This is a genomic window from Lentzea sp. NPDC004782, assembly GCF_040609115.1.
Taxonomy (GTDB): domain Bacteria; phylum Actinomycetota; class Actinomycetes; order Mycobacteriales; family Pseudonocardiaceae; genus Lentzea.
The window spans coordinates 139979-164520 of record NZ_JBEXJN010000003.1; the positions used below are offsets into that span (position 1 = coordinate 139979).

The 24542-nt window shown below is 69.8% G+C and carries 24 protein-coding genes; 12 read left to right on the top strand and 12 right to left on the bottom strand.

The window, feature by feature from the left end; genetic code table 11:
• Positions 1-120 precede the first annotated feature (120 nt).
• A complete protein-coding gene (locus ABZV40_RS03965) occupies positions 121-1335 on the top strand; it encodes a glycosyltransferase family 2 protein (RefSeq protein ID WP_355435351.1) in 1215 nt (404 codons plus the stop codon).
• Here ABZV40_RS03965 and ABZV40_RS03970 read toward each other — a convergent pair.
• From ABZV40_RS03970 to ABZV40_RS03995, 6 genes are read right to left on the bottom strand one after another with little or no spacing between them, the layout of a single operon-like run.
• Complete coding sequence (locus ABZV40_RS03970; protein WP_355435354.1) at positions 1316-2293, bottom strand: quinone-dependent dihydroorotate dehydrogenase; 978 nt, start codon at positions 2291-2293, stop codon at positions 1316-1318. The genes ABZV40_RS03965 and ABZV40_RS03970 overlap by 20 nt on opposite strands.
• Positions 2294-2335: 42 nt before the next feature.
• On the bottom strand, positions 2336-2857 hold the full coding sequence (locus ABZV40_RS03975; protein ID WP_355435357.1) for a hypothetical protein: 522 nt from the start codon (positions 2855-2857) through the stop codon (positions 2336-2338).
• Positions 2854-3411: an RNA polymerase sigma factor gene (locus ABZV40_RS03980; protein ID WP_355435360.1), complete on the bottom strand. Its 558-nt coding sequence runs from the start codon at positions 3409-3411 to the stop codon at positions 2854-2856. The genes ABZV40_RS03975 and ABZV40_RS03980 overlap by 4 nt, the downstream gene beginning before the upstream one ends.
• Before the next feature lie 51 nt (positions 3412-3462).
• Positions 3463-4713, bottom strand: coding sequence for a cytochrome P450 (locus ABZV40_RS03985; protein WP_355435363.1), 1251 nt, complete (start codon positions 4711-4713; stop codon positions 3463-3465).
• Positions 4714-4745: 32 nt separating this feature from the next.
• Complete coding sequence (locus tag ABZV40_RS03990) at positions 4746-5507, bottom strand: DNA-formamidopyrimidine glycosylase family protein (protein ID WP_355435366.1); 762 nt, start codon at positions 5505-5507, stop codon at positions 4746-4748.
• The gene (locus tag ABZV40_RS03995) at positions 5500-6345 is read right to left on the bottom strand and encodes a ParA family protein (RefSeq protein WP_355435369.1); all 846 of its coding nucleotides are present in this window, start codon (positions 6343-6345) and stop codon (positions 5500-5502) included. The genes ABZV40_RS03990 and ABZV40_RS03995 overlap by 8 nt, the downstream gene beginning before the upstream one ends.
• Before the next feature lie 33 nt (positions 6346-6378).
• Between ABZV40_RS03995 and ABZV40_RS04000 the strand changes: the two genes are divergently transcribed.
• The 6 genes from ABZV40_RS04000 to ABZV40_RS04025 all read left to right on the top strand — a co-directional run bounded on the left by ABZV40_RS04000 (position 6379) and on the right by ABZV40_RS04025 (position 10590).
• Positions 6379-7098: a class I SAM-dependent methyltransferase gene (locus ABZV40_RS04000; protein ID WP_355435372.1), complete on the top strand. Its 720-nt coding sequence runs from the start codon at positions 6379-6381 to the stop codon at positions 7096-7098.
• A 100-nt stretch (positions 7099-7198) separates the two neighbouring features.
• Positions 7199-7768 carry a sigma-70 family RNA polymerase sigma factor gene (locus ABZV40_RS04005; RefSeq protein ID WP_355435375.1) on the top strand — a complete coding sequence of 190 codons (570 nt, stop codon included), beginning with the start codon at positions 7199-7201 and terminating at the stop codon, positions 7766-7768.
• The gene (locus tag ABZV40_RS04010) at positions 7765-8481 is read left to right on the top strand and encodes a class I SAM-dependent methyltransferase (RefSeq protein WP_355435378.1); all 717 of its coding nucleotides are present in this window, start codon (positions 7765-7767) and stop codon (positions 8479-8481) included. Before ABZV40_RS04005 ends, ABZV40_RS04010 begins: the two co-directional genes overlap by 4 nt.
• An 85-nt stretch (positions 8482-8566) precedes the next feature.
• Positions 8567-9133 carry a sigma-70 family RNA polymerase sigma factor gene (locus tag ABZV40_RS04015; protein WP_355435381.1) on the top strand — a complete coding sequence of 189 codons (567 nt, stop codon included), beginning with the start codon at positions 8567-8569 and terminating at the stop codon, positions 9131-9133.
• Between the two features lie 51 nt (positions 9134-9184).
• Entirely contained in the window at positions 9185-9862 is a 678-nt protein-coding gene (locus tag ABZV40_RS04020) for a sigma factor-like helix-turn-helix DNA-binding protein (RefSeq protein WP_355435384.1), read from the top strand.
• A gap of 209 nt (positions 9863-10071) precedes the next feature.
• On the top strand, positions 10072-10590 hold the full coding sequence (locus tag ABZV40_RS04025) for a sigma-70 family RNA polymerase sigma factor (RefSeq protein WP_355435795.1): 519 nt from the start codon (positions 10072-10074) through the stop codon (positions 10588-10590).
• On the opposite strand, the gene ABZV40_RS04030 is transcribed toward ABZV40_RS04025, so the two are convergent.
• Entirely contained in the window at positions 10571-11881 is a 1311-nt protein-coding gene (locus tag ABZV40_RS04030) for a glutamine synthetase (RefSeq protein WP_355435387.1), read from the bottom strand. The genes ABZV40_RS04025 and ABZV40_RS04030 overlap by 20 nt on opposite strands.
• Positions 11882-11893: 12 nt before the next feature.
• On the opposite strand from ABZV40_RS04030, the gene ABZV40_RS04035 reads away from it, so the two are divergent.
• The 3 genes from ABZV40_RS04035 (at position 11894) to ABZV40_RS04045 (ending at position 15047) form a co-directional block, all read left to right on the top strand.
• A complete protein-coding gene (locus ABZV40_RS04035) occupies positions 11894-12991 on the top strand; it encodes an amidohydrolase family protein (RefSeq protein WP_355435390.1) in 1098 nt (365 codons plus the stop codon).
• Positions 12992-13024: 33 nt separating this feature from the next.
• Positions 13025-14299, top strand: a complete 1275-nt coding sequence (locus ABZV40_RS04040; RefSeq protein WP_355435393.1) for a DNA polymerase IV — start codon at positions 13025-13027, stop codon at positions 14297-14299.
• Positions 14300-14384: 85 nt separating this feature from the next.
• Complete coding sequence (locus tag ABZV40_RS04045; protein ID WP_355435396.1) at positions 14385-15047, top strand: hypothetical protein; 663 nt, start codon at positions 14385-14387, stop codon at positions 15045-15047.
• Positions 15048-15279: 232 nt separating this feature from the next.
• Here ABZV40_RS04045 and ABZV40_RS04050 read toward each other — a convergent pair whose 3' ends face one another.
• Together ABZV40_RS04050 and ABZV40_RS04055 are read right to left on the bottom strand one after the other, a co-directional pair.
• Positions 15280-16380, bottom strand: coding sequence for a DUF4034 domain-containing protein (locus ABZV40_RS04050; RefSeq protein WP_355435399.1), 1101 nt, complete (start codon positions 16378-16380; stop codon positions 15280-15282).
• Positions 16381-16417: 37 nt separating this feature from the next.
• Positions 16418-17926, bottom strand: a complete 1509-nt coding sequence (locus tag ABZV40_RS04055; RefSeq protein WP_355435401.1) for a M48 family metallopeptidase — start codon at positions 17924-17926, stop codon at positions 16418-16420.
• A 508-nt stretch (positions 17927-18434) separates the two neighbouring features.
• Between ABZV40_RS04055 and ABZV40_RS04060 the strand changes: the two genes are divergently transcribed.
• Positions 18435-18833 (top strand): DUF3040 domain-containing protein, encoded by a 399-nt coding sequence (locus ABZV40_RS04060; RefSeq protein ID WP_355435404.1) that lies wholly within the window; start codon positions 18435-18437, stop codon positions 18831-18833.
• 58 nt (positions 18834-18891) lie between these two features.
• Here the strand turns inward: ABZV40_RS04060 and ABZV40_RS04065 are convergent, their stop codons facing one another.
• The 3 genes from ABZV40_RS04065 to ABZV40_RS04075 are packed head-to-tail and all read right to left on the bottom strand — an operon-like array spanning position 18892 to position 23604.
• Entirely contained in the window at positions 18892-21333 is a 2442-nt protein-coding gene (locus ABZV40_RS04065) for a DUF3488 and transglutaminase-like domain-containing protein (protein ID WP_355435407.1), read from the bottom strand.
• Position 21334: 1 nt separating this feature from the next.
• Positions 21335-22600, bottom strand: coding sequence for a DUF58 domain-containing protein (locus ABZV40_RS04070; protein WP_355435410.1), 1266 nt, complete (start codon positions 22598-22600; stop codon positions 21335-21337).
• Positions 22601-22602: 2 nt separating this feature from the next.
• The gene (locus ABZV40_RS04075; RefSeq protein ID WP_355435798.1) at positions 22603-23604 is read right to left on the bottom strand and encodes a MoxR family ATPase; all 1002 of its coding nucleotides are present in this window, start codon (positions 23602-23604) and stop codon (positions 22603-22605) included.
• Positions 23605-24057: 453 nt separating this feature from the next.
• Here ABZV40_RS04075 and mraZ point away from each other — a divergent pair, with 453 nt between their 5' ends.
• On the top strand, positions 24058-24489 hold the full coding sequence (gene mraZ, locus ABZV40_RS04080; protein WP_355435413.1) for a division/cell wall cluster transcriptional repressor MraZ: 432 nt from the start codon (positions 24058-24060) through the stop codon (positions 24487-24489).
• Positions 24490-24542 lie beyond the last annotated feature (53 nt).

The following is a 24542-nucleotide window of genomic DNA, read 5'->3' on the forward strand; positions in this document are numbered from 1 at the left end:
TCCGGTCCAAGGAGGGAGTTCCGCCATGGTCGCCGCGTACTACGTGGTGCTGTTCCTGGCCTGCGCCGTCATCGCGGGCAGTCTGGTCGCGTCCCGCATCCTTCTGCTCCGGCACCGCCGATGACCTCGCTGACGTGGCTCATGGTGCCGCTGGCGGCGATCGGCGTGGTGCGGGTGTGCGTCGTCCTGGTGGCGGCTGATCTTTACGACCTGTCGTTGCACCGCGCGCGGCCGTCGCCGTACGCGCCACCGGTGTGGGTCGTGATTCCCGCGTACAACGAAGAGCTGTGCGTTGCCCGTGCGGTGCGGTCGGTCCTCGACAGCACCTACGCCGACGTGTCGGTGATCGTGGTCGACGACGGTTCCAGCGATGGCACGGTCGCCGCGCTGCAGGGCTTCGGTGCGCGCGTTCGTGTTGTCTCGCAACCGAATGCGGGCAAGGCCGCGGCGATCAACACCGGCATGCGCCTCGTCGGCGACGGGCTGGTGATGGTGCTGGACGCCGACTCGACGTTGTCCAGGACGGCTGTCGCGCGGATGGTCGCGCACTTCGCCGACCCGGTGGTGCTCGCCGCCGCGGCCAACGTGAAGATCGCCTGTCCGCAGGGCGTGCTGGGGTGGGTGCAGCGGCTCGAGTACGCCGTGGTGCACCGGTTGAAGCAGGGCTACACGGTGTTCAACTGCGAGTACGTGATCGGCGGTGTCGGCTCGATGTTCCGGACCTCGATCGTGCGCGCGTGCGGCTACTTCGACACCGACACGATGACCGAGGACATCGACTTCTCCATGAAGATCCTGTCCGTGCGCGGCAACTACGACTGGCGGATCATCTTCGCCGCCGACGCCATCGCCCACACCCAGGCCGTGCCGTCACTGCACGGCCTGCTGCGTCAACGGTTCCGCTGGAAGTTCGGCCGTCTGCAAGCGTTCTACAAACACCGCTCGCTCTTCTTCGGTACGTCCTGCTCGCGCCTTCTCTCGTGGCTGCACCTGCCGTACACGGCAGCAGGGGAGGTTCTCGTGCTGTTCGAACCTCTCTTCGTGTACGTCGTCGTCAGCGCAACGTTCCAGACCGGCTGGTTCACCGGCATCCTTCTGTTGTGCGCCGTCTACACGGGCGTCGCCTTCTTCACGATCGTCGGCGACCTGACCGAACCGTGGCGGGCCAAGACGCCGTTGCTGGCGCTTGTGCCGTTCGCCTACCCGTTGCTGATGGTGATCGTGTTCGTCGACTTCGTCGCCGTGGTGCGCTCACTGCTGACCGTGCTGCGCGGCTGCCGTCCGGTCGGCCGCTGGGAGCACGTGGAGCGCACGCTCACCTCAGCGCCCGGTTGATCCGGCTGACGAGCCCCGGTCCCTCGTAGATGAACCCGGTGTAGATCTGCACGAGGCTCGCCCCGGCGTCGATCATGCGCTTGGCGTCGTCGGCAGTCGCGATGCCACCGACCCCGATGACCGGCAGCTCGCTGTTCTTGGTGATGAACCGGACCACCTCGTTGGCCCGCCGCGTGAGCGGACGGCCGCTGAGCCCACCGGCCTCGTTCCGGAGGGCGCTCTTGAGGCCCTCACGGCTGAGGGTCGTGTTCGTGGCGATGAGGCCCTTGATGCCGTTGTCCACGCACACCTGGATGACCTCTTCGATGGCGTCGTCCGTGAGGTCCGGCGCGATCTTGACCAGCATCGGCTTGTCCGTGGCCGCGGTGAGGGCCCGCACGAGCTCGGTGAGCGCCCCCTTGTCCTGCAGGCTGCGCAGACCTGGCGTGTTGGGCGAGCTGACGTTGATCGCGTAGTAGTCGCCGTGGTCCTTGAGCGCTTCGAGCGAGTTCAGGTAGTCCTGCACGGCGTCCTCGACCGGCGTGATCTTGGACTTGCCGAGGCTGATGCCGAGCGGCGCCCGCAGCGTCGTCCGGTCGAGCTTCCGCGCCAGCGCCTGGGCTCCGGCGTTGTTGAAGCCCATCCGGTTGATGATCGCCTCGTCCTCGCGCAACCGGAACAGCCGCGGCTTCGGGTTCCCCGGCTGGGCGTGCCAGGTGACCGTGCCGACCTCGACGAACCCGAACCCCAGCGCGGCCCACGCCGGCAGCGCCCTGCCGTCCTTGTCCAGACCGGCCGCGAGCCCGACGGGGTTGGGGAAGCGGACACCGAACACCGTGCGCGGGTTGTTCTGGTTGCGGGCGAACCTCGCCAGCGGGCTGAGGCGGGCCATGACGTTCAGCGTGGTCTCGTGGACCCGCTCCGCGTCGCCGCCGTGCATCCCGAACAACGCCCTGCGAACCACCTGCTTGTAAACCACGCGCCCACCCTATAACGCCAGTTCAGGGTGGGCGCGCGGCCCTCAGCTACCGACCTCGGCCAAGCAGTTCGGCGCCGGGTCCTGCGTCGGTGCGGTCAGGCCCAGCCCGGTCGCGCGGTTCGGCAGGTTCGACACGCCCAGCAGCACGGTGTACCCGGCCGGCACGTCGCCTGCGCTCATCGTCACCGAGCCGTCCTCGCTGGTGCGTGGCACCGCGTAACCGCCCTTGAGCAGCTTGCTCTCGTCCAGGTCGGCGCAGTCCTTCGACATCGGCACCGCCTTGGCGTGGATGCCGTACTCGCGCAGCTTCGCGTTGGCCGCGTCGACTCCTTTGATGTCCCGGATGGACACCGTGACCGAGCCGTCGGCGTTCTTGGTGACCGCCCACGCCTCCGGCGCGTTGCCGCTCGTGGTGATCGCCACCGTGGCCGCGCCCGCGACCGCCAGCACCGCCGCCGCCACCAGCAACGGCCGTGCGGACCTCTTGCGCTGCTCCGGCGCGTCCACCAGCGCCGCACCGTGCTCGCTCATCAGGTCCTCCAGGAGGTTGTCCTTGAAAGTCATCGCTGTCCCCCGTGTGCCGCCAGGTCGCGGATCTTGCCGCGCACCCGGAAAAGCCTGATCCGCACCGCGCCGGACGAGACGCCCAGCACGGCCGCGGCTTCCTTCGGTGTCATGCCGACCAGGTCGACGAGCTCGACCACCTCGCGGTCGAGCGCCGGCAACGTCGACAGGGCGGCGACCAGGTCGCGGCCCGCGCGTTCGGCGTCGATGCGGCCCACCAGGTCGTCGATCTCGTCACCGGAAAGCGCGCGTCGGCCGGTCATGCGCACGACAACGTCCCGGCCGCGCGTGACGGCCTCACAGTGCTGTGCGAACACACGGCGGGCGATGCCCAACAACCAGGCGCGCGCAGTACCGCGAGAGGAGTCGAAGCTGCCGAACGACGTGATGGCGGCGACGAACGTGTCCGCGGTCAGGTCGGCGGCGGTCTGCGGTTCGGCGGTGCGCCGGGCGAAGTACGCCATCACGACGTCGAACTCGGCCTGGTAGATCGCCTCGAACGCGCGCGCCGCGGGGGCGAGCGGTGGCGGGTGGACTGGAACTGGGACTGTCATCGGCTGGCTCACGTTGATGGTTGCCGACTTCCGGCAACGCCGTTACGCGAGTCAGGACGGCTTGGGCACCTTGATCGTTGCCTGTTCGTCCAGCGGCATGGCGGGCTTGGTCCGGAACCGCACCGGCAGCGACTTCAGCCCCCGGATGTTGATCGACACCCGCCACGCCAGCGGCTCGTCCGGGTTCAGCACCAGCCCGGGACACCGTTGCAGCAACGTCCGGAACGCGATCTCGCCCTCCAGCCGCGCGAGCGGTGCGCCCAGGCAGAAGTGGATCCCGTGCCCGAACGCGAGGTGCTGCCGGTCGGCTCGCTCGATGTTCAGCACGTCGGCCCGCGGGTAGCGCGCCGCGTCGTGGTTCGCCGACGCGAGCGAGAGCAGCACGACGTCACCGGGTGGGATCGGCACGCCGCCGATCTGCAGGCCCGGCCGCGCGAACCGCAGCGTGGCGTGCGAGGTCGGCGGGTCGAACCGCAGGAACTCCTCGATCGCGCCCGGCAGCAGCGACGGCGACCGCGCGAGCAGTTCCTGCTGCTCGGGGTTGCGCGTCAGGGCGAGGATGCCGTTGCCGATCAGGTCGATCGTCGTGACGTAGCCCGCCACGAGCAGCAGGAACGCCAACGACACCAGCTCGCGGTCGTTCAGCGCGTCCTCACCGGTCACGCGGGCCAGCGACCCGATCAGGTCCGTGTCGCCGGAGGTCCGCTTCCACGCCACCAGGTCGCGCAGGTACCCGGACGCCTCCTCGTGGATGCCCGCGACCAGCTCGTGGTCGCCCTCGTTCACGCCGGTCACGACGTCGGCCCAGTACTTGAAGTTCTCGCGGTCGACCTCGGGCACGCCGAGCAGTTCCATGATCACCGTGACCGGCAGCGGCGAGGCGAACGACGAGATGAGGTCGCACTGGCCGTCGTTCACGAACGAGTCGATCAACGACGACGCGACCTGCTCGATGCGCGGGCGCAGCGCGGCGATGCGGCGCGGAGTGAACTCACGCGACACGGCACGGCGCAGGCGCGTGTGGTCCGGTACGTCGCTCATCAGCATGTGGTCCGCAACGTCGCTGAACCACCCTCCGGCCACCATGGGGTACGTACGCGGCACGGGGCCGGCAGCGGAGCCGTGAGAGGCCAGCAACGGGTTGTTCAGCGCGGCGCGCACGTCGGCGTAGCGGGTCACCAGCCACATGGACATGCCGAAGACCTCGATCTGGTGCACGGGGCCTGCTTCCCGCAGGTCCTTCAGCACCGCGTACGGGTCCTCGGTGAAGCCGGGGCGCAGGGCATCCAGATTGACCGCCATGTTCGAGGACACGAACAGAACGCGGCCGCGGTTCAAACGGATTGGCAACTGGGACAGAAGTACACAGTTCTGGCATCCATGTCGCCCGATCGGACCCTTGTGCCGCAACGCACGCACGGTTTGCCGGTGCGTTCGAAAACCCAGTTCTTGACCCGCGGATCAGACGTCGTGATCTGTTCCGGCCGCCACTGGTTGGCCTGCAAGAGCTTGCGGGACAACGCAACCGCGCGTTCCGCGTCGATCGACGACACGGGCGCCCACGGCGAAACCCGCAGCAGGAAACAAACTTCCACGCGGTACAGGTTTCCGACGCCGGCCATGACCCGTTGGTCCAACAACGCGAGACCGATCGGCCGCGAACGGTCCTCGGTCAACCGCCGAACGGCCTCGGCGGCGTCGAAGTCCGGCGCGAGCAGATCGGGTCCGAGATGCGAGATCAGCCGATCCTCGTGGGCGGTCGGCACGAACTCCATGTCGTGCAGCGCGAAGCCGATGGCCTGCCGGTCGTCGACCTCGAACACCGCGCGGGCCTGGTGCGCGGGACGCCGCCAGCGCTCGCCCGGCCGGTAGAGGTGCCACGCGCCGTCCATCCGGAAGTGGCTGCGCAGGCTGTTCCCGTCGGAGAACCGGGTGAACATGTGCTTGCCGTAGGTGCGCACCCCGAGCACGTCGAGCCCGGCCAGATCCAGGGTGGACAGCCGGGGGTGGCGCAGTTCGCCGCGCCGCAGCGTCTTCCCGGCCAGGGCCTCGTGCAGGCGGTGCCCGGCCAGGAAGACGGTGTCGCCCTCAGGCATCCACCGCCTCTTGGATCTCGTCGTCGTCGAAGTCCTGGTGCACCGCGCGGCGCCGGCTGCGGGAGATGCGCTGGATGCGGGCGAGCAGCAGGTTGAACGCCAGCGCCACCTCGCGCGCACCCGGCGTGCCCCACTCGTGGATGGGCATGCACGCGCCCTGTGCCTGCTGCACGGCCAGACGGTCCGGCAACGCCACCGGCATCACCAACGGGCCGAAGATGTCGCGCAGCTCGTCGATGCGGAACTGGTGCTCGTGCGACCGCGGCCGCACCCGGTTCACCACGACGCCCAGCGGCTGCAGGTCCGCGTTGTTCTGCTCGCGCTCGTTCTGCACCGCCTCGAAGGCCCGTTGCACGCCCGCCACCGCGAACATCGTCGGTTCCGTGACCAGCAACGCGCGGTCCGCGGCCACCAGTGCCGAGCGGGTCAGCTGGCCCAGCGACGGCGGGCAGTCGAGCAGTACGAGCTGGTACGGGAACTCGTCGTACATGTCACGCAACGTGCGCAACGCGTCTTTCAGCCGGTGCAGCCGCGACTCGTTCGGGTCCGGGTGGTTGAGCAGCTCGGCGTCCTCCGACCCGGACAGCACGTCGATGCCGTCGCCCCACCTGCTCGGGCGGATCGCCTGCTCCAGGTTCTCCTCGGACGGGTCCTGCAGGACGTCGTAGATGCTCGCCTTGGACTCCTCCGGTTCGAGCGTCGACGTGGCGTTGCACTGCGGGTCGAGGTCGATCACCAGCGTGCGGACGCCACGACGGAGCGCGGCCGAGGCGAGGCCGAGAACCACCGTCGTCTTGCCGACGCCTCCCTTGAGGCTGAGCACGGACACCGTATGCACAGACCTACTCTAGGGTCTCCTACTCTTACTGCCATGCGACCGGACGCCGTACACAGGGTGCTCGACGCCGAACTGGCCGCCGCCCGCACGCGCCGGGGTGGCGAACCCCCGCGCGTCCTCGACGTGGGTGGTGGCAGCGGCGTCTGGGCCGTGCCCCTCGCCGCGGCGGGCTGTGCGGTCACGGTCGTCGAGCCGTCGCCGAACGCACTCGCCACGTTGAACACCCGCGCGCGCGAGGCCGGGGTGACCATCAACGCGGTCCAGGGCGACACCGACTCGCTCGGCGTTTCCCCTGGTGAGGCCGATCTGGTGCTCGCACACGGCGTGCTGGAGGTCGTGGACGACGCCCCCGCCGCACTCACCTCGCTGGCCGCGGCCGTCGCGCCCGGCGGCGCGGTGTCGGTGCTGGTCGCGAACCGTTTCGCGGCGATCCTGCACCGCGCGATCGCGGGCCGTATCGTCGACGCGCGGCGGTTGCTGGACGACGACGCGGGCCAGCTCGCGGGCACGCGTGATCCGTTGCAACGCAGATTCGACGTTCCAGGGCTTGAGAAGCTGGTCCTGGAGGCAGGACTTTCCGTCGAGCTCCTGCAAGGTCACGGCATCGTCTCCGACCTCGTGCCCGGCGTGGTGCTGGACGCGAACCCCGGTGCCGCCGACGCGCTCGCCGAACTGGAACTGGCTGCCGCCACCCGGTCTCCGCTCAGGGACGTCGCCGCCCGCTTGCACGTACTCGCCCGCCGTTCCGCCTGACAGAGTCTTAGTTCCCGGGGTTCGTGGTCCCGGTGACTGGTCCCAAACGACTTTGCGGCGAAAGATAGTTGTGTCCGCTGCCGACGTAGGGACTGACGCCATGGAGAGTTCCGGCTTGCTGGCTTCACTCGTGAACGAGGCTGTCGCGGGTGATCGGCGTGCCGTCGAACGGTTGCTGACGTCTGTCCGGCCGCTCGTGTCGCGGTACTGCCGTGCGCGTGTCGGTCGTGGCGAACGCGCGTACGCGTCGGCCGACGACGTGGCGCAAGAGGTCTGCCTGGCGGTGCTGACGGCGTTGCCCACGTATCGCGACCAGGGCCGGCCGTTCCTCGCGTTCGTGTACGGCATCGCCGCGCACAAGGTGGCGGACGTGCACCGGGGGTCGGCGCGCAACCGGTCAGAGCCCGTGGCCGAGGTGCCGGACGGGCCGTCGCTGACGGTCGGCCCGGAGCAGAACGCGCTGCTCGGGTCGCTCTCGGTGCGGCTGGGCCGGCTGCTGAACGGGTTGCCGGACAAGCAGCGCGAGATCTTGCTGCTGCGCGTCGTCGTCGGACTGTCGGCGGAGGAGACGGCCGAGGCGGTCGGGTCGACGCCGGGTGCCGTGCGGGTGGCTCAGCACCGGGCGCTGGCGAAACTGCGGTCGTCGGTGGGGGTCGAGGAGCTGATTTGACCGGCGCCTTCTACGACGGGCTGGCCGGGACGTACGACCTGATGTTCCCGGACTGGGACGCGTCGATGGCTCGGCAGGCGGCGCAGCTCTCGGAGTTCATTCCGCTCGGCGCGCGCGTTCTCGATTGCGCGTGCGGCATCGGGACGCAGGCGATCGGTCTGGCTCAGTGCGGCTACTCCGTAGTCGGGTCGGATCTGAGCCCCAAGGCGGCTTCTCGGGCCGTTGCGGAGGCTTTCGCGCGTGGGGTGTCGTTGCCCGCGTTTGCGGCAGACATGCGTGCGTTGCCGTTCGTTGATGACTCCTTCGACGTCGTGCTCGCTGCCGACAACGCCGTGCCGCACCTGTTGGCCGCTGATGACGTCCTTGCGGCGTTGCGAGAGATGCGACGGGTGCTGCGGCCTGGTGGTCGGCTCATTCTCTCGACGCGTGACTACGACACGATCCGGCGCGAACGGCCGTTGTCGACACCACCGTCCGTCGGGCCTGGTCGTGTCGTGTGGTTCCAGCTCTGGCACTGGGATGGTGACCGGTACGAGTTGGAGATGTTCCAGCTGCACGAGGCCGATTCGTGGCGTGTGGTGGTGAGCAAGGCACGATATTGGGCGATTACCCGTCATGAACTCACCGAATTGGCGGCACGCGCGGGTTTCGGTTACGTGGAGTGGTTGCTCCACGCCTATTACCAACCGCTGATGGTTGCGCCGAACGGGTGACGTTTGAAGTTTCTCCCTACTTTCCGCATAAGGAGTGACGTTCCGCACGTCTCTCCCACGGGATGTCGAGGAGGGGAAGCTTCGGATGGAAAGTTCGGCGTTATCCGCGGAGCTGGTCAACCTGGCCGTGCAGGGTGATCGCAGGGCCGTTGAGCAGCTGCTTCGCTACCTGCGCCCGTTGGTGGTGAAGTACTGTCGCGCGCGTGTGGGGCGTTCCGCGACAACTGCGGACGATGTCGCGCAGGACGTCTGCCTGGCCGTGCTGACAGCGCTCCCGAACTACCGGGAGCAGGGCAGGCCTTTCCTGGCGTTCGTCTACGGGATCGCGGCGCACAAAGTCGCCGATGCGCATCGCGCCCTCGCCCGCAACCGTGCGGAGCCGATGGCCGAGGTGCCCGACCAGGCGTCGCGCGGCACCGGGCCGGAGGACTTCGCGCTTCAGGTCGAGTTGAACGGCACCATGGGCGAGCTGTTGCGGATGCTGCCGGAGAAGCAGCGCGAAATCCTCGTGCTGCGCGTTGTGGTGGGTCTCTCCGCTGAGGAGACCGCCGAGGCAGTGGGGTCGACGCCGGGCGCCGTCCGCGTCGCTCAGCACCGGGCATTGGGGCGTTTGCGCAAGGAGATCGCCGCCGCCAGTGTCCCGATCGGGTGAATCTCGTTTGGGCGCGTGGGCTAAATGCATCCAAACGACATACCTAAGGGCATGAGGAGTTCTGACCCAGCGCACGCCGCCGAACGGCTGCGCGTCGACGGGGTGCTCGTGCAGCACTTCCGCGAGTCAGGACTGACGGGGTCGCGCTGGGACCAGTTCCACCGCCAGCTTCTCGGGCACGGACTCACGATCGTTACCAAGCTCGTGCGGTCGGGGGCGATGTTCGCCCGCTGCGGCCGGCACGGCCGGTACCTGCACCAGCAGGCCATTCCGCTGGACGAGGCCGAGGAGCTCGCGAGCGACGCGGTCTTCGAGGGGTTCGTGATCTTCTGCGAGCGCGGCCTGCTGGGCCGGGAGTGGTCGGTCGAGCACGGGCAGCCGTTGAACGAGTACTTCGTCAACGCGTGCGTGCTGGCGTTCCCGAACGTCTACCGGCGTTGGCAGACGCGCATGAGCGGCTGGCGGGACGTGGACCTGCTGGACTCGTTCGCCTCGCTCGAACAGGTCGTGGCCGAGGGAAACCCCGAGGACGCGGTCGTAGAGCAGCAGGCGGCCAACGCGGCGTTCGCGGCGTTGAGCGAGGACAGCCGCCGACTGCTGATCCTGCACGAGCAGGGCTACTCGCACGCGGAGATCGCCGAGCTCACGCGGCTCACCCCGCGTGCCGTCGAGGGACGGCTCCGGCGCGCCCGCCTCACCGCACGCCAGCACACGGACGAGGAACGGTGATCCGCGTGGAGTTCACACCCGGTCTGCATCGCAAGGTCCCCGCGGAGGCCGTTCAGCGCTCGTCCGTGGGCGGTGCGGTCGACGTCTCGAAGGAAACGCTCGACTCGCTGGTCGAGCGGACGGCGGGCGTGGGCGGCCAGGAGCCGGTCGACCCGCCGGCGCCCTCCTACTACTCCAGCCGGCCCGAGGCGGCGGACAGCCACGTCGCGCTGGCCGTGGCGGGGGATCGTGCGGCGATCAACCGGCTGCTCGGGACCATCAGGCCGTTGGTCGTGCGGTACTGCCGCGCGCGCGTTGGATCGTTCGCGTCGGCGGACGACGTTGCGCAGGACGTGTGCCTCGCTGTGCTGACCGCGTTGCCGTCGTATCGCGATCAGGGGCGGCCGTTCCTGGCCTTCGTGTACGGGATCGCGGCGCACAAGGTCGCTGACTCGTACCGGAGCTTCACGAGGAACCGCGCGGAGCCCGTGCCCGAGCTGCCCGAGTCGGTGGACGCGGAGGCCGGACCGGAGCAGCGTGCGGTGCAAGGGGAGTTGTCCGCGCAGATGGCTGCTCTGCTGCGCGTGTTGCCCGAGAAGCAGCGCGAGATCGTGGTGCTGCGCGTGGTGGTGGGGTTGTCGGCGGAGGAGACGGCCGAGGCGGTCGGCTCCACGCCCGGCGCGGTGCGGGTGGCTCAGCACCGGGCGTTGACGCGGCTGCGCAAAGAACTCAGTGGCGCCAGCGAGTGACGTTCGCGATGCCCTGCGGGCTCGCGTCCTTGTAGCGCTCGATCTCGCCGCGCCGCACGTCCGCGATCGTGCCCGCCAGCTCCTTGCCGAACGCCTCGGTGAGCACCGAGTCCTTCTCGAACTCCTCGACGGCCTCCCGCAGTGACGCCGGCAGCCGCGGGACGCCGTCCAGCAGCGCCGGATCGACGTTGAGGCCCTCGGGGAGCGTGGCCTGCGTGGCGATGCCGTCCAGACCGGCCGCGACGACGCCCGCGACGACCAGGTACGGGTTCGCGGTGAGGTCGAAGCACTTGATCTCGAGGTTGTCCCGGATCAGCCTGAGCGCGGTCTCGCGGTTCTCCTCGCCCCACGCCACGAACGGTGCCGACCACGTGTGCGGCACGAGCCTGAGGTAGCTCGCGAGAGAGGGCGCACCGACAGCGCACAACGCGCGGATGTGGTTGAGGACGCCCGCACTGAACTGCCTGGCCTCGTCCTGGAAGTCCTCGAAGAGGTTCGTTCCGTCGCGCCAGAGGCTGAGGTGCAGGTGGCCGCCGTTGCCGACGCCGCCGTTGACCACCTTGGGGGAGAACGACGGGCGCATGCCGTGGCGGATCGTGATGGCGCGGATGGTTTCTTTGACGAGTACGGCGGTGTCTGCTGCTGCGACCGGGTCTTCCGGTGCCGTGGAGACCTCGAACTGACCGGCGGCGTACTCGGGGTGGAACTGGAGGACCTCGACGTCCTGCTGGTCCAACGCCGTGAGGACGTCCACGCAGTAGTCGGACAGCTCTACCTGCCGTGCGTGTCCATAGGCTGCACCGCTCGTGGCTGGGACGTAGTCGTCGGTGTCGGGCTTGCCGACGCACCACTCGATCTCGAAGCCCGCCTTGGCGGTGAGGCCCCGGTCGGCGAGGTTCTGCCGGGCCTTGCGGGCCTGCAGGCGCTGGTCCATCGGGTACGGGACGCCGCTCTGGAAGTGGCGGTCGGCGGGTGCCCAGGCCCAGCCCGGCTGTCCCGCGAGCACCGTGAGGCGGTCGAGATCGGGATGCAGGCGCAGGTCGCCGACCGGCCCGCCGGCGAACCGGCCCTGGATGATCCAGTCGTCGAACAGGAACACGTCGAACACCGGTGAGGCGCCCACGCCGTGTGCCGCCGCGTGGGCCAGCCGGCGCAGAGGTACGGACTTGGTGCGCGCGATGCCGCTGTTGTCGACCCAGGTGAGCGCCACGACGCGCACGTCCCTGGCGTTCAGCCCGTCGAAGAGTTCCGTCGCCCGGTCGAACCGCTGGTCCCGCTCCGCAGAGTCCACGATCCTAAGGTTATGGGCATCTTGCCGTTCGTCGCCGAACTCGGGCTGATAGATCACCACTGCCACGGTGTGCTGCGCGTCGACAGCACGCGTGAGGAGTTCGAGTCGCTGCTCCTGGAGGGCGACTCGGCGGGGCCGTCGGGCGGGTCGTTCTTCGACTCGGCGCTGGGGTTCGCGGTGCGGCGGTGGTGCGCTCCGCTGCTGGACCTGCCCCGGCACGCGTCGGCTGCGGCGTACCTCGAACGGAGGAATTCGCTGCACATCACCGAGGTGTCGCGGACGTTCCTGATGGCGTCCGGGATCCACACCTTCCTGGTGGACGGCGGGTTCCAGCCCGATCGGCTGCTGTCGGGCCCGGAGCTCTCGTCGCTGGCGGGAGCGGTTTCGCACGACATCGTGCGGTTGGAGCACCTGGCCGAGTCGTTGCGGCCTTCGGTCGCGCCTGCGGAGTTCGTGTCCGCGGTGCGTGCGCGGCTGGCGTCCGGCGGTGCGGTCGGCGCGAAATCCGTTGCGGCGTACCGGATCGGGCTCGCGTTGCCCGGGGTGCGGCCTGCCGATGCGGACGTTGTCGCGGCGGTGAAGGCGTGGCCGGGCGGGCGGCTGGCCGATCCGGTGGTGATCACTTGGCTGGCGTGGGAGGCGTTGGACGCCGGGCTGCCGTTGCAGTTCCACGTGGGCTATGGCGACTCGGACCTCGATCTGCACCGATGCGATCCGTCGTTGCTGACGCCGTTCCTGCGGGCGACTGCTCGTCTGGGTGTGCCTGTGTTGTTGTTGCACAACTACCCGTTCCACCGGCAGGCCGGGTATCTCGCGCAGGTGTTCCCGCACGTGTTCTGCGACCTCGGGCTCGCCACGCACGGGTTGGGGCATCAGGCGCCGCGCGTGCTGGCGGAGGCGTTGGAGATCGTGCCTTACGGCAAGTTCCTGTTCTCGTCGGACGCGTTCGGTCTGCCCGAGTTGTACTACCTCGGCGCGTTGCTGTTCCGGCGCGCGTTGTCCGACTTCCTGTCCGACGGTTTGCGTCGTGACGCATTCCTGGAGGAGGACGCGCACCGGATCGCGCGACTCATCGCGTCGGAGAACGCGGCACGGGTGTACAAACTGTAGGATTCCCTCGAACTGGCGTTCGAGGGGGTGTTCATGGGTCGCAGTGCGAACCTGCCACGCGGCCTGCGCGACCGGTTCCGTGCCCGTGATGGCGTCTGGCCCGACGACACGGGCTGTCGGATGCTGCACGTGGACATGGACGCCTTCTACGCGTCGGTGGAGATCCGCGAACGGCCGGAGCTCGCCTCGGTGCCGGTCGTGGTCGGCGGTGTCGGCGGTCGCGGTGTCGTGTGCTCCGCCAACTACCTGGCTCGCGAGTACGGCGTGCGTTCGGCGATGCCGACCGCGCACGCGCGCCGTCTGGCCCCGCACGCCGTGTACCTGCCACCGCAGTTCGACCTCTACCAGGAGGTCTCGCGCGGCGTCATGGCGATCTTCCGCGACATCACGCCGTTGGTGGAGCCGCTTTCTCTCGACGAGGCGTTCCTGGACGTGGGCGGTGCACTTCGCCGTTTGGGCCTGACGCCGGGTGGCGTCGGGGAGCTGATCCGGTCGCGCGTGTTCGCCGAGCACTCGGTGACGTGCTCGGTGGGCGTGGCGCCGACGAAGTTCCTCGCGAAGCTGGCCTCCGGCATGTGCAAGCCCGACGGCATGATGGTCGTGCCGTCCGACGCCGTGCTGGACTTCCTGCACCCGCTGCCGGTGTCCGCGTTGTGGGGTGTCGGCGCGAAAACCGCTGCGCGCCTCGAGGAACTGGGCTTGGAGACGGTCGCCGACGTCGCCGCGACGCCCTTGCCCCGCCTGCGCCGCATGGTCGGTGTCGCTCTCGCCGAGCACCTGTTCGCCCTGGCCGCCGGCGTCGACGAGCGCGCGGTCGTGCCCGTGACGCGCGAGAAGTCGATCGGCGCCGAGGAAACGTTCGAGGTGGACCACCACGACCGCGAGCTGCTGCGCCGCGAGCTGTTGCGCTTGTCGGAACGCTCGGCGGGTTCCTTGCGCGCCAAGGGTTTGCGCGGCCGAACCGTCTCCATCAAGGTCCGCTTCTCGGACTTCACCACGATCACCCGCTCCCGAACCCTGCCGGTGGCGACCGACGTGACCCAGGAGGTCTACCGCATCGCCGCCGAGCTCCTCGACACCCAGGTCCCGCCCGGCGCGGTCCGCCTGATCGGCGTCCGAATAGAGGGTCTTGACAACGCCGACTCGGCCCAGCAACTGATCTTCGACGCCCCGGAACGCGGCTGGCGCGAAGCCGAGCAAGCCGCTGACCAGGCCCGTTCCCGCTTCGGCTCACTGGCTGTCCGTCCGGCCTCCCTGCTCGGCAACAGTCCGGACAGGACAGCCGAGTTCGAGCCCAAGCCCGAGTGATCGCGACTTGTCCACAACCCGGAAGTTGTCCACAGCTTCCGGCTCGCCCCACTTCCCCCGCCCGCATCCGGCGCACCATGAACCCATGCGCCACCCCATCGACCTCGAAGCCCTCGGCACCCTCTTCGACCACCGGGTAGCCCCGGCAGCCGCCCTGCTCCACATAGGACTGACCCCGCCCCTGGTAGAGCAACGCTGCCGTCCAGGTGGCCCGTGGCAACGTCTCCTACCGGGCATCCTGCTCCTGAGCCGAGCGGGCCCCAGCCGCACCCAGCTGGTCCACGCGGCCCTCATGTACGCGGGCGAAGGCGCCATGCTCACCGCCTTCGACGCCCTCTGCCTGCACGGCATGAAGTCCGCGATCCCGCTGCTGGGCCCGATCCACGTCCTGGCCCCACGCCGCTCCCGAGCCATGGGCTACGGCGCCCTGCGCCTGGAGCACACCGACCGCCTCCCGAAACCGGTGGTCCGCCGAGGCTTCCACACGGCCCCGCTGGAACGAGCCGCGATCGACGCGGTCCGCCGAACCAAGTCCATCCCCGACACCAAAGCCATCCTGGAAGAGGTGAGCCACTTCGTAGGCGTCCAGGCCCTGCGCATGGAACTGGCCCTCGCCCCAACCCGAGGCACGGCCCTGGCCCGCAAACTCCTGGGCGAGTCCCCGGCCCGTCAACTGGAACGCGCGGTGCTGGAACGCCGAACCCCACCATCCCTCACCCCGGCCCGCGTACCGGCCGCAGTCGGCTGACCCTTGCCCCACAAGGGATCGACAGGCCCACAGAACGGCGCGCCTGGCGCCCGCGCCAGGCCGCTGCCCAACGCTCGCGCCGGTGTGCCTCGGTTCGCCGGAAACCGTTGCTGTGAGAGCCCTTGCCGGAGTCCGAACCAAACCGACTCGTGCCCGAGCCAGGCCTGCACCCGCAAGCCCTAGCTGTCCCCAACCCAACTCGAGCCCAGGAACTGGAGCCCTCGAATGCCTCCTACCGAAGCGGAGCCTTGACTCCCTTGCCCCGAGCCATGGCCGTGACCGCCTCCCCGCGAGACGCCAGGAACACGAGCCGAGGCTGCTCCGAGTAGTCCCAAGGCCCGGCATCGGCCAAGGCGCCCAAAGCCCGGAACTGCCCCACCGCCTCCTCGAACCGCTGCAGCTGAATCAGTGCGAAGGCCGCATAACCCCGGTCGTCGCGAACCGAGTACGTGTCCGAGCCCTGATCAGCCAACCGGTCCAGCAACGCGTCCAAGGAGGCCACCACCGCAGGCGACTTCCACATGCCCGGGGAGGTGCTCTGCGCCTCGTAAGCGGCGTGCAGCGGCCACGCCAGGAACTTCGGCGACTTGGCGGCGGCTGCGAGCGCGAACTCCAGCGCCATCTCGTCGGAGCCGTGCCACTTGCGGCACCAGTACTGCAGGGCTTGCTGGTGTCCGTTGTGGTGCAACGGATCCCGCGAGATCAGCTCGGTCCAGATGACACGGAACTCGTCGTGCGACACCTGCAAGCCGCGCGCGAGGGTGAGCATCGTGTTCCAGGGCGTCGGGTCCTCCGGCAGCGCGGAGGCGGCCACCGCTGCGGCTTCGCGGGCTTCGAGCAGCACCCGGTGGAAGCCGTCGAACTGCGAGCGGGTGGTTTCGGAGGCGGCGGCGCTGCCGCGGATGTCCCAAGCCAGGGACACCAGCGACATCGCGTGCACGACGGCCCAGTGCGGGTCGCCTGGGCGGGCCGCTTGCCAGGCCGTCATCCAGGTGTCGTCCTTGGCGGCCAGGTCGGCCAGGGCCCTGACGACGCGTTGGCGGCGGTCCCAGTCGCCGAGGGTGGTGGCGACCAGGTCGGCGGCGTTCTGCCAGTTGCCGGCGCGGACGTCGTCCTTCACGGCGGCCAGGGCCAGGTCCTCGATGGGCGTGGAGGTGGTCACCTCGGCGTCGGGGACCAGTCCGTAGCGCTCGGGGTGGGTCTTGGGCAGCACGTGGGCCGCCACGACGTCGTCGGGGAGGTCTTCGATCTCGACGCCGAGGCGTTTGGCCTCGCGCATCAGGCGGATGACGGTGATGAGTTCCTTGGGTTTGAACAGGAGGGAGAGGACCACGGGATTTCTCCAGTCGAGGCGCGGAAGTCGGTGGCGGTCAGCGCGCCGGGCGGTAGCCGGGCGCGACACCGGCCACGGCCAGCGCCTCGCGCAGGCCCTCGGTGCTGCCGTGGTCGGCCACCGCGGCGTCCAGGTGGCCGGCCATGTCGAAGTCGTCGGAGGAGGTGACGAACGTGGCACGCCCCAGCCAGTCCAGTTCCCAGCGGGCGAGTCCCGCGTCCGAGAACGCCAGTGCCACCAAGGCGGAGAGCTCGGGCAGCACCTCGCCGCGGGCCATCTCGCGGCGGGCTCGGGCGCCGGCTTCCCTGTTGCCGGGGGTCGCCGTGCTCAGGTCGGCCAGCCGGCCCGCGTCGAGCGCGTCGAGGACCGTCGTCAGTGACGGCGGCTGGTTCATCGCCTCGGCGGCCGCCTGCAACAGCCGTTCGGTGCCGTGCACCACGCGGGCTCGGGCGCCGATGTGGCCGAGGGTGGCCCAGTCGACGCGCTGCTTCGAACCGGCTTCGGCGTTCAGGGAGTTCAGCACGGCCGAGTCGAGCAGCGGCATCGGGTCGGTGAGCAGTTCGACCGCCGGGCGGTCGCCCCAGCCCGACTCGGGTTCCAGGGCCAGGGCGTCGATGGCGGCGATGCGGTCCGGCAGCGGTGGGTGCGTGTCGTACGGGCCGCGGTCGGGGTCGGACGGGTGCCGGCGGATCTCCTCCAGCTCCTCGCGGAGCTCGGGGGCGGTGCGCAGGCGGGCGAAGCCGTCGAAGAACGTCGCGGGGAGGTAGCCGAGCTCCCACGCGACGGTGAGGTGGCGGTCGGTGAAGAGCGCCCACGCGACATCGATCACCGCCAGCTCGCGCAGTGCGGACGAGGCCGCGGAGGAGCCGGCCAGCTGAGCCGCGAAGCGGTCGGCGGCGAACTCCTGGCGCCGGCTGATGGCCCGGGAGACGCGGAAGTAGAGCTTGGCGTAGCTGCGGAACAGCTTGACGATCATGCGCTGGAACCAGTGCTCGGCGTTCATGTGCGAGCCGGCGCGCAGCATGGCGTTGCGGCCGGAGACAACGACTCCGGCGAGGCGGGTGTCCTTGTTGGCGTAGTGCCCCAGCTCGTGCGCGAGCACGGCGATGAGCTGCTTCTCGGTCAAGGAGGTGAGCAGAGGAGCACCGATGAACATCCTGCGCTTCAGCACGCGCAGCCCCAGGAACCGGGTGTCCTCGGCGACACCGGCGTTCGCCTCGGCGAAGATCCGGATCTCGTCCGGCGGGCGGGTGCCCACGTCGACGGCCAGGCGGCGGACCAGGTCCCAGAGCGCGGGCTGCTCCGCGGGCGTGACGAGGGTGCCGGGCACCTCGCCGTCCTGCACGCGGCGCTCCAGCGAGATCAGGCCCTTGCCGAGCGCGAAGACCACGGGCGCCACGAAGAACAGCAGCTTCAGGCCGACGAACGGACGGTTCACCAACGCGTACGCCTCGAACGCGAGCAGCCCGCCGATCAACCCCGAGGCGAGCACGTAGAACCCGACCAGCAGCGCGACCGCGATGGCAGCACGCAACGAAACACGCATGAGCAGAGCGACCTTCCCCCGGTGCCGCGCACAGACGGCGGCAGCACGCAGTGTGCATCATGGACGATCACGACTCAACGGCGAATGAGCGGCGAACCCGTCAACCGGTCGATCGGCCGCTGCTCGTACCTCTGCGGGATGGCGTCCGCGCGAGCAACACCGGTGAGACGACGATCGTCCGCGCCTTCCGGGGCGCAACCTGAGCCCGGAACGTCGGACAGCTCCCAACTGAGACGGGTGGCTCCGCGACGTCACGCTCCGTGCCGGAGGGGGATCGAACGCCTGAAAGCGCGACTGCAAGGGCCGCAGGAAGGCCTCACGACGGCCTCACCGCTGCCCTAGAAGGATGATGGTGACAGAACCGACCGTATGAGAGGGCCGACTGGGTAGTCGCCGGGCCGCGCGGATCGTATCCTGGAGAGTGACGTCCCCAGGGTGGGTCGTCCGCCGGGTTCGGCGGAAACCGAGTACACCCGGCGCCCGCGACCGCTGTGCCGGAGGAGGAACGATGCCACTCTCCGAGCACGAGCAGCGACTGCTCGACCAGATCGAGCGCGCGCTCTACGCCGAAGACCCGAAGTTCGCATCCACCGTACGAGGCGCCAAGTTGCGGCGGCCGTCCAAGCGGCGCCGTGTACAGGGCATCGTGTTGTTCGTAGTAGGTGTGGCGGCGCTCGTCGCCGGTGTGAGCTTCCTGTCGAAGCTCGCCATCGTCGGGATTCCCGTCGTGAGCGTCTTCGGCTTCCTGCTCATGTTCTTCGGCATGCTCATCACCCTGACGACGCTGCGTCGCGGAGACCAGGTCGCCGAGGGGACGCAGGAAGACGGCAGGCCGACGCGCAGCCGCAGCTCGTTCTCCGAACGGATGGAGGAGCGCTTCCGTCGTCGCTTCGACGAGGAGCAGTAAGCCTTCGTACCGAAGGGCCCGCCCCCGTGAGGGAGCGGGCCCTTTCGCGTCGGAGGAGCTAGACGCCTACCGGCTCGCGCTCGGGCGTCTCGGCCACCGGGGCGGGGCTCGGCTTGAGCACCGACTTCGGGAACAGCCGCGCCCGCAACGACAACGGCGCGTTCTGCCGCAACGAGTGCCGCACCGCGGCCAGCGCTCCGGGCAGTGCCGGGTCGGCTGCCGGGTTCGCGCTGTACCAGGACCGCTCGATCGCCCCGACGACCACGCGCAGGCCGTCCTTGCCGGCGTCGTCGAGGTTGTGCTCGCGCGCCAGCCGCCGGGCAGCGGTCCGGATCGTCTCGGACGGCGGCACGAGCGCGCCGCGGTCGATCGACTCCGCCAGGAGCTCGCTCCACGCGGCCGTGGCCGCGCCAGGACCCAGCCGGGAGACCTCGTGCAGCCGGCTGCGCCGACGCAGCGCACGGATTGCCGCAGGGGTGGCCGTGGCGAGCAGCAGCAGGACGAGCGCCATCAGGATGTACGAGAGCCATGCCGCGGCGAGCAGCGCCACGACGGCCCACAGTGCCGTGGAGACAGCGCCGGTGACGCGTTTGCCCTTCGCCCTGAAGAGGCGTACGAGCTGGAAGACCAGTGCGAGGACGAAGGCCGCGAGCAGCGCGTACGGGACCCAGTCCTTCGAGGTGTCCTCCTGGAGGGCCTGCTGCTGGCCCTGGTCGCCCTGGTCACCGTCGGCCTTCGCGGACGGCTTGGCCGAGCCGGACGCGGACGGTGCCACCGTCTCGGTCTTGGTCTCGGCGGTCGGCTGCTCCTCCGCGCCCGGCGAGGTCTCGCGCAGGTACGGCGGCACGATGCCGCGGCCGTCGGAGATCGGCGTCGGGTCGAAGGTCATCCAGCCGTGGTTCGGGAAGAAGATCTCGACCCACGCGTGCGCGTCGTCGGTGCTGATCACGCGGTACGAGTGGTCGGCGGACTGGACGCCGGCGGTGAAGCCGATCGCCACGCGGGACGGCAGGCCGACCACGCGGGCCATCACGGCCATCGCGGACGCGAACTGCTCGCAGTAGCCGACCTTGCCCTTGGTCACGAAGTCGGTCAGCGCGTCCTTGGTGACGTCGCCCTGGGTCTTGAGGTCGTACTTGAACCCGTTGACCGGGTTGTTGAAGTACGACGTCAGCGCGGCGGCCTTGTCGAAGTTGTTGGTGGCGCCCTCGACGATCTTGTTCGCGAGGTCGACGACCTTCTGCTCGACGCCGTCGAACTTGTAGTACTCGGCGTCGACCGCGTTCTTCGAGTCCGGGGTCAGGCGCAGCGACTGCTTGGTGGGCGTCGAGAGCACCGTGTCGATCGTGTACGGGTCCGGCTCGCGTTCCCGCTGGCTGAAGATCACGCCCTTCTTGACGTCGAAGCGGTAGTCGTCGTCCGGGGTGTCGATGCGGCGGACGGCGCCGTAGGTCGGCAGCCAGAAGCTCCGCCAGTCGCGCGGCTCGATGTCGATCCGCGTCGTCTTGCCCTCGCCGCGGTCACCGGCCTGCGGGGGCAGCTCGCCGCGCGCGGGCTGGCCGCCGGGGTCGGTGCCGCGTTCCCAGCCCTTGTCCGGCACGTACTTGGCGAGCGTGGTCGCGCGCATGTAGGTCGGCTCGGTCATGCCGCGCACGTAGAACACCTCGGCGGTCCGGCCGCGGTTCAGCATGCCGCGCAACGACGTCATCTCGCTCAGCCCGATGCCGCCCTTGCCGCCGCCACCGCTGCCTCCCATCGGCAGCCGCCCGACCGTGCCGACGATCGTGAAGCCCGCGCCGACGATCAACGCGATCACCATCGCGATGCCCGCCACCGCCGTCGCCGAGCCGCCGGAGCCGCTCGCCGAACCCGATCCGAGCCGGCCGCGCCAGGCCTCGTGCCGGTGCTGCCCGTCGACCGCGAGCAGCATCGCGAACGCCGCCGCGCCGAGGACGAACGTCCAGAACGGCAGCATCTCGTCGGCCAGCGACGCGGGCACCGCGAACACGCACAACAGCACCAGCCCGGACGCCGCCGGGGCCGCCGCGGCCACCGCGAGGGTGTCGACCAGCACCGCGACCAGGCCGATCGCCAGCACCACGAGCGCCTGGATCGCCGGTGTCGCGTGCACCGGCGGCACCCCGGTCTGCACCTGCGCGACCGACTCCGAGAGCACGTCGCCGAGGTCGCCCAGCGCTTGCGGACCGGGGATGAACAGCAAGATGCCCGACCGCGTGTGCAACGCCGTGAGCAGGCACAACAGCACGAACACCTGGGCGATCGCGACCAGCGGCGGGGTGAGCCTGGTCGCCCGCAGGAACGCACCGGTCACGGTGATCGCGACGATCACCACGCCGATCCGGACGAGCCACAGGTCGCCCTCGATCACGCCGGACAGCGCGGTCGACGCGCACAGCACGGCGAGCGCCGCGATCCACGGCGTGGCCGAGGTGAACCACTCCGGTTCGGCGCCCTTCGCGGGAGCGGAACGCGACCCCATCTCAGCCCACCTCCGAGCGCATGGACGGCCCCCGGTGGCTGGCCGAGGCGCACAACTCCTGCCACACCTGTTGCATCGACGCCGACGGCTTCGCGATCGCCACACCCCAGCCCGCGCTGCTCAGCAACCGCCGCGCGTCCTCGGGGTCGGGCGCGGTGGCGTCGGAGCCGCCGGCCCAGGCGTTCACGTCCAGCAGCACGGCCAGGCTGCGCATGCCGCGCGGCCGGTACCTGATCAGCTCTTCCACCGACGCCGGGGACACGCCGCCGAGCACCGCGATGACCTCCTGGCCCGCGCCGGGGTCGATGCCGGCGCTGAGCTCACGCCGGTGCGAACCCTGCAGCGCGGCGAGCGAGTCCAGCACCACGTGGTCGCTGTGCCCGCCGTCGGACGACCCGCCCGCGAGCACCCGCCCGTCCTCGGAGACCAGGCGCACCTGGTGGCCGAAGTGGTGCAGGTGCAGGCAGATCGACGCCACGAACGAGATCGCCCATTCCAGTGACGCGGTAGGGCCGCTGCCACGGTGCGCGTACACCCGGTGGTCCAGCAGCACCGTCGTTCCGCCGCGCCACGGGCGTTCCTCGACGCGCACCATCAGCTCGTCGCGCCGGGCCGTCGACCGCCAGTGGACCTTCCGCAGGTCGTCGCCGTGCCGGTACGGGCGCACCACGGCGTCGTCCTCGCCCTGACCGGCCCGCAGCCGCACCGAGCCGTCGTCGCCCGCGCCCATGCCGGAACCGCCGGGCAGCCCGGCCAGCCGCACGACCCGGGGCACCACGACCAGCCGCGACCGGCCGGCCAGCTCGCGGTCGAACTCCGCGAGGCCGAACGGGTCGGTGATCCGCGCCATCAGCGGACCGACCTGCTGGATGCCGCGCATCACCGGCTTGAGCGGGTAGCGCAACGACGTGGGCGTGTTGCGCGGCAACCGTTCCACGAGGAACCGCGGCCGCGCGCCCAGCGCGTACGGCACGGTGTCCTCGAGCATCAGCCCGCCCGTCGGCAACCGGCCGGTGCTGCGCAGGTCCAGCTTCACCTCGGACGCGGCCCCCACCGGCACGCGGCTCGGCGCGAGGAACCGGGCGGCGTGCAGCCCCACCCGTGCCCTCGTCGCGAGCCACGCGGCCAGCAGGGGCAGCGCGATCACGAAGGCGGCGACCCGCAGCAGGTCGCGTTCGTTCAGCACCGCGGCGCACACTCCGGCGGCGAACCCCGCGGCCAGCAAGCATCTTCCGCGTGTGGTCAGACCGGAGAGTGCGGTGCGCATCGTCAGCGTGGTGTCCCTGCGTTGTTGTTGATGCTGCGGACAAAGGCTGCGCTCGGGTCGAGTGCCGCGGTCGGAACGGGAACCCGTTGCAGCAGCGCCCTGATCAGCTCGGCGGGGGACCGGCGGGCGGCCTGCGCCTCGGCGGTCAGCACGAGCCGGTGCGCGAGCACCGGGATCGCGATCGCGTGGATGTCGTCGGGCACAACGAAGTCACGACCCGCCAGCGCGGCTTGCGCCCGTGCGGCACGCACGAGGTGCAACGTCGACCGCGGCGACGCGCCCAGCCGCAGCTCCGGCAGCCGGCGCGTGGCCGACACCAGCTCGACGGCGTACCGGCGCACCTCGGGGGAGAGGTGCACCCGGCGCACGGCCTCGATCAACCGCAGGACCTGGGCCGCGTCCGAGACGGGCCGCAGGTCGTCGAGCGGGTTGTGGCCCGCGTGCTCGTCGACCATCGCCAGTTCGGCGGCCGGGTCGGGATAACCGACCGACACGCGCGCGGTGAACCTGTCGCGCTGGGCCTCCGGCAGGGCGTAGGTGCCCTCCATCTCGATCGGGTTCTGCGTCGCGATCACCATGAACGGCGAGCCGAGCGGGTAGGTGTTCGCGTCGACCGTGACCTGGTGCTCCTCCATGCACTCCAGCAGAGCGGACTGCGTCTTGGGGGAGGCGCGGTTGATCTCGTCGCCGACCACGATGTTCGCGAAGATCGGTCCCGGCCGGAACTCGAAGTCGTTCTCCTGCCGGTTGTAGATGGAGGAGCCGGTGATGTCGCTCGGCAACAGGTCCGGCGTGAACTGCACGCGGCTCACGGTGCAGTCGATGGAACGGGCAAGCGCTTTCGCCAGGGACGTCTTGCCGACGCCCGGCACGTCCTCCACGAGCAGGTGCCCTTCGGCGAGCAGCGTCACGAGGGCGAGCCGGACCACGTCGGGTTTGCCGACGAGCACCCGTTCGACGTTGGCGGCGATCCGCTGGACGGCGCCGTGCAACTCCCCGAGGATCTGATCGACCGGCGCGTGGCTGTTCGCGCTTGGGCTTCCCGGTGTCACTAAACCTCCAGCAGCCGTGTCCGGAACACGGACGTGTGAGCGTTTCACGCAGTGTGTCAAACCACGGCTAAGTGCCCTACACCTGCGGGCTACATCGGGTTCGCCCCACCAGTTTCCACCTTCCCCCACCAACGCGTCTCAACCCCTCGTTTTGGCGGAAATTTCTAGGCCGTTCGAGTGGTGAATCGGGCCAGAACCCTCACTCGCGCAGGTGGAGCCGGAGCGCGTCCCCCACCGTCCCCCCACGCCTCCCCACCCTTGTCTACCTGGGCAAACGAGTCACGAGTTGGTGTGCAAACACCTGTTTCAGCGTTGACTGTGGTGAAAAGTGGGGTACTGTGGCGGCCGGTGGGGCAGACGGGGGCCCCGCTGCCGGTCCGTCGCCCGGCAAGGGAGGTGGCTGCCGTGTTCCTCGGCACTCACTGCCCGCGCCTGGACGACAAGGGTCGGCTGACACTGCCTGCGAAGTTCCGGGACGAACTGGCGGGAGGTCTCATGGTCACCAAAGGCCAGGACCACTGCCTGTACGTGTTTCCCCGGGCTGAGTTCGAGCAGATGGCGAGGAAGGTCGCCGAGGCGCCGTTCACCAACGACGCCGTACGCGCCTATCAGCGTTATCTGTTCGCAGGTACGGACGAGCAGCGTCCGGACGGTCAGGGCCGCGTTCTGATCGCACCGGAACTGCGCCGGTATGCCGGGCTGACCAAGGAGTGCGTGGTCGTCGGCGCGTTCACCAGGTTGGAGATCTGGGACGCGCAGGCCTGGCAGACCTATCTCGACGAGCACGAGGACGGCTACGCCACGGCTCGCGAGGAGGTCATACCGGGCGTCTTCTGATGGCGGTCAGCCGAGCAACAGGCCGGATGTTCCACACGCGATTCGGGTGCCGT

Bases quoted from the DNA above. Each gene is read 5' to 3' on its own strand.
- ABZV40_RS04015 (WP_355435381.1), top strand. From the start codon at position 8,567: ATGGAAAGTTCGGCGTTATCCGCGGAGCTGGTCAACCTGGCCGTGCAG.
- ABZV40_RS04040 (WP_355435393.1), top strand. From the start codon at position 13,025: ATGGGTCGCAGTGCGAACCTGCCACGCGGCCTGCGCGACCGGTTCCGT.
- ABZV40_RS03985 (WP_355435363.1), bottom strand. From the start codon at position 4,713: ATGGCGGTCAATCTGGATGCCCTGCGCCCCGGCTTCACCGAGGACCCG.
- ABZV40_RS04000 (WP_355435372.1), top strand. From the start codon at position 6,379: ATGCGACCGGACGCCGTACACAGGGTGCTCGACGCCGAACTGGCCGCC.
- ABZV40_RS03975 (WP_355435357.1), bottom strand. From the start codon at position 2,857: ATGACTTTCAAGGACAACCTCCTGGAGGACCTGATGAGCGAGCACGGT.
- ABZV40_RS03990 (WP_355435366.1), bottom strand. From the start codon at position 5,507: ATGCCTGAGGGCGACACCGTCTTCCTGGCCGGGCACCGCCTGCACGAG.
- ABZV40_RS04045 (WP_355435396.1), top strand. From the start codon at position 14,385: ATGCGCCACCCCATCGACCTCGAAGCCCTCGGCACCCTCTTCGACCAC.
- ABZV40_RS04070 (WP_355435410.1), bottom strand. From the start codon at position 22,600: ATGCGCACCGCACTCTCCGGTCTGACCACACGCGGAAGATGCTTGCTG.
- ABZV40_RS04065 (WP_355435407.1), bottom strand. From the start codon at position 21,333: ATGGGGTCGCGTTCCGCTCCCGCGAAGGGCGCCGAACCGGAGTGGTTC.
- ABZV40_RS04020 (WP_355435384.1), top strand. From the start codon at position 9,185: ATGAGGAGTTCTGACCCAGCGCACGCCGCCGAACGGCTGCGCGTCGAC.
- ABZV40_RS03965 (WP_355435351.1), top strand. From the start codon at position 121: ATGACCTCGCTGACGTGGCTCATGGTGCCGCTGGCGGCGATCGGCGTG.
- ABZV40_RS04055 (WP_355435401.1), bottom strand. From the start codon at position 17,926: ATGCGTGTTTCGTTGCGTGCTGCCATCGCGGTCGCGCTGCTGGTCGGG.
- ABZV40_RS04060 (WP_355435404.1), top strand. From the start codon at position 18,435: ATGCCACTCTCCGAGCACGAGCAGCGACTGCTCGACCAGATCGAGCGC.
- ABZV40_RS03980 (WP_355435360.1), bottom strand. From the start codon at position 3,411: ATGACAGTCCCAGTTCCAGTCCACCCGCCACCGCTCGCCCCCGCGGCG.
- ABZV40_RS04005 (WP_355435375.1), top strand. From the start codon at position 7,199: ATGGAGAGTTCCGGCTTGCTGGCTTCACTCGTGAACGAGGCTGTCGCG.
- ABZV40_RS04035 (WP_355435390.1), top strand. From the start codon at position 11,894: ATGGGCATCTTGCCGTTCGTCGCCGAACTCGGGCTGATAGATCACCAC.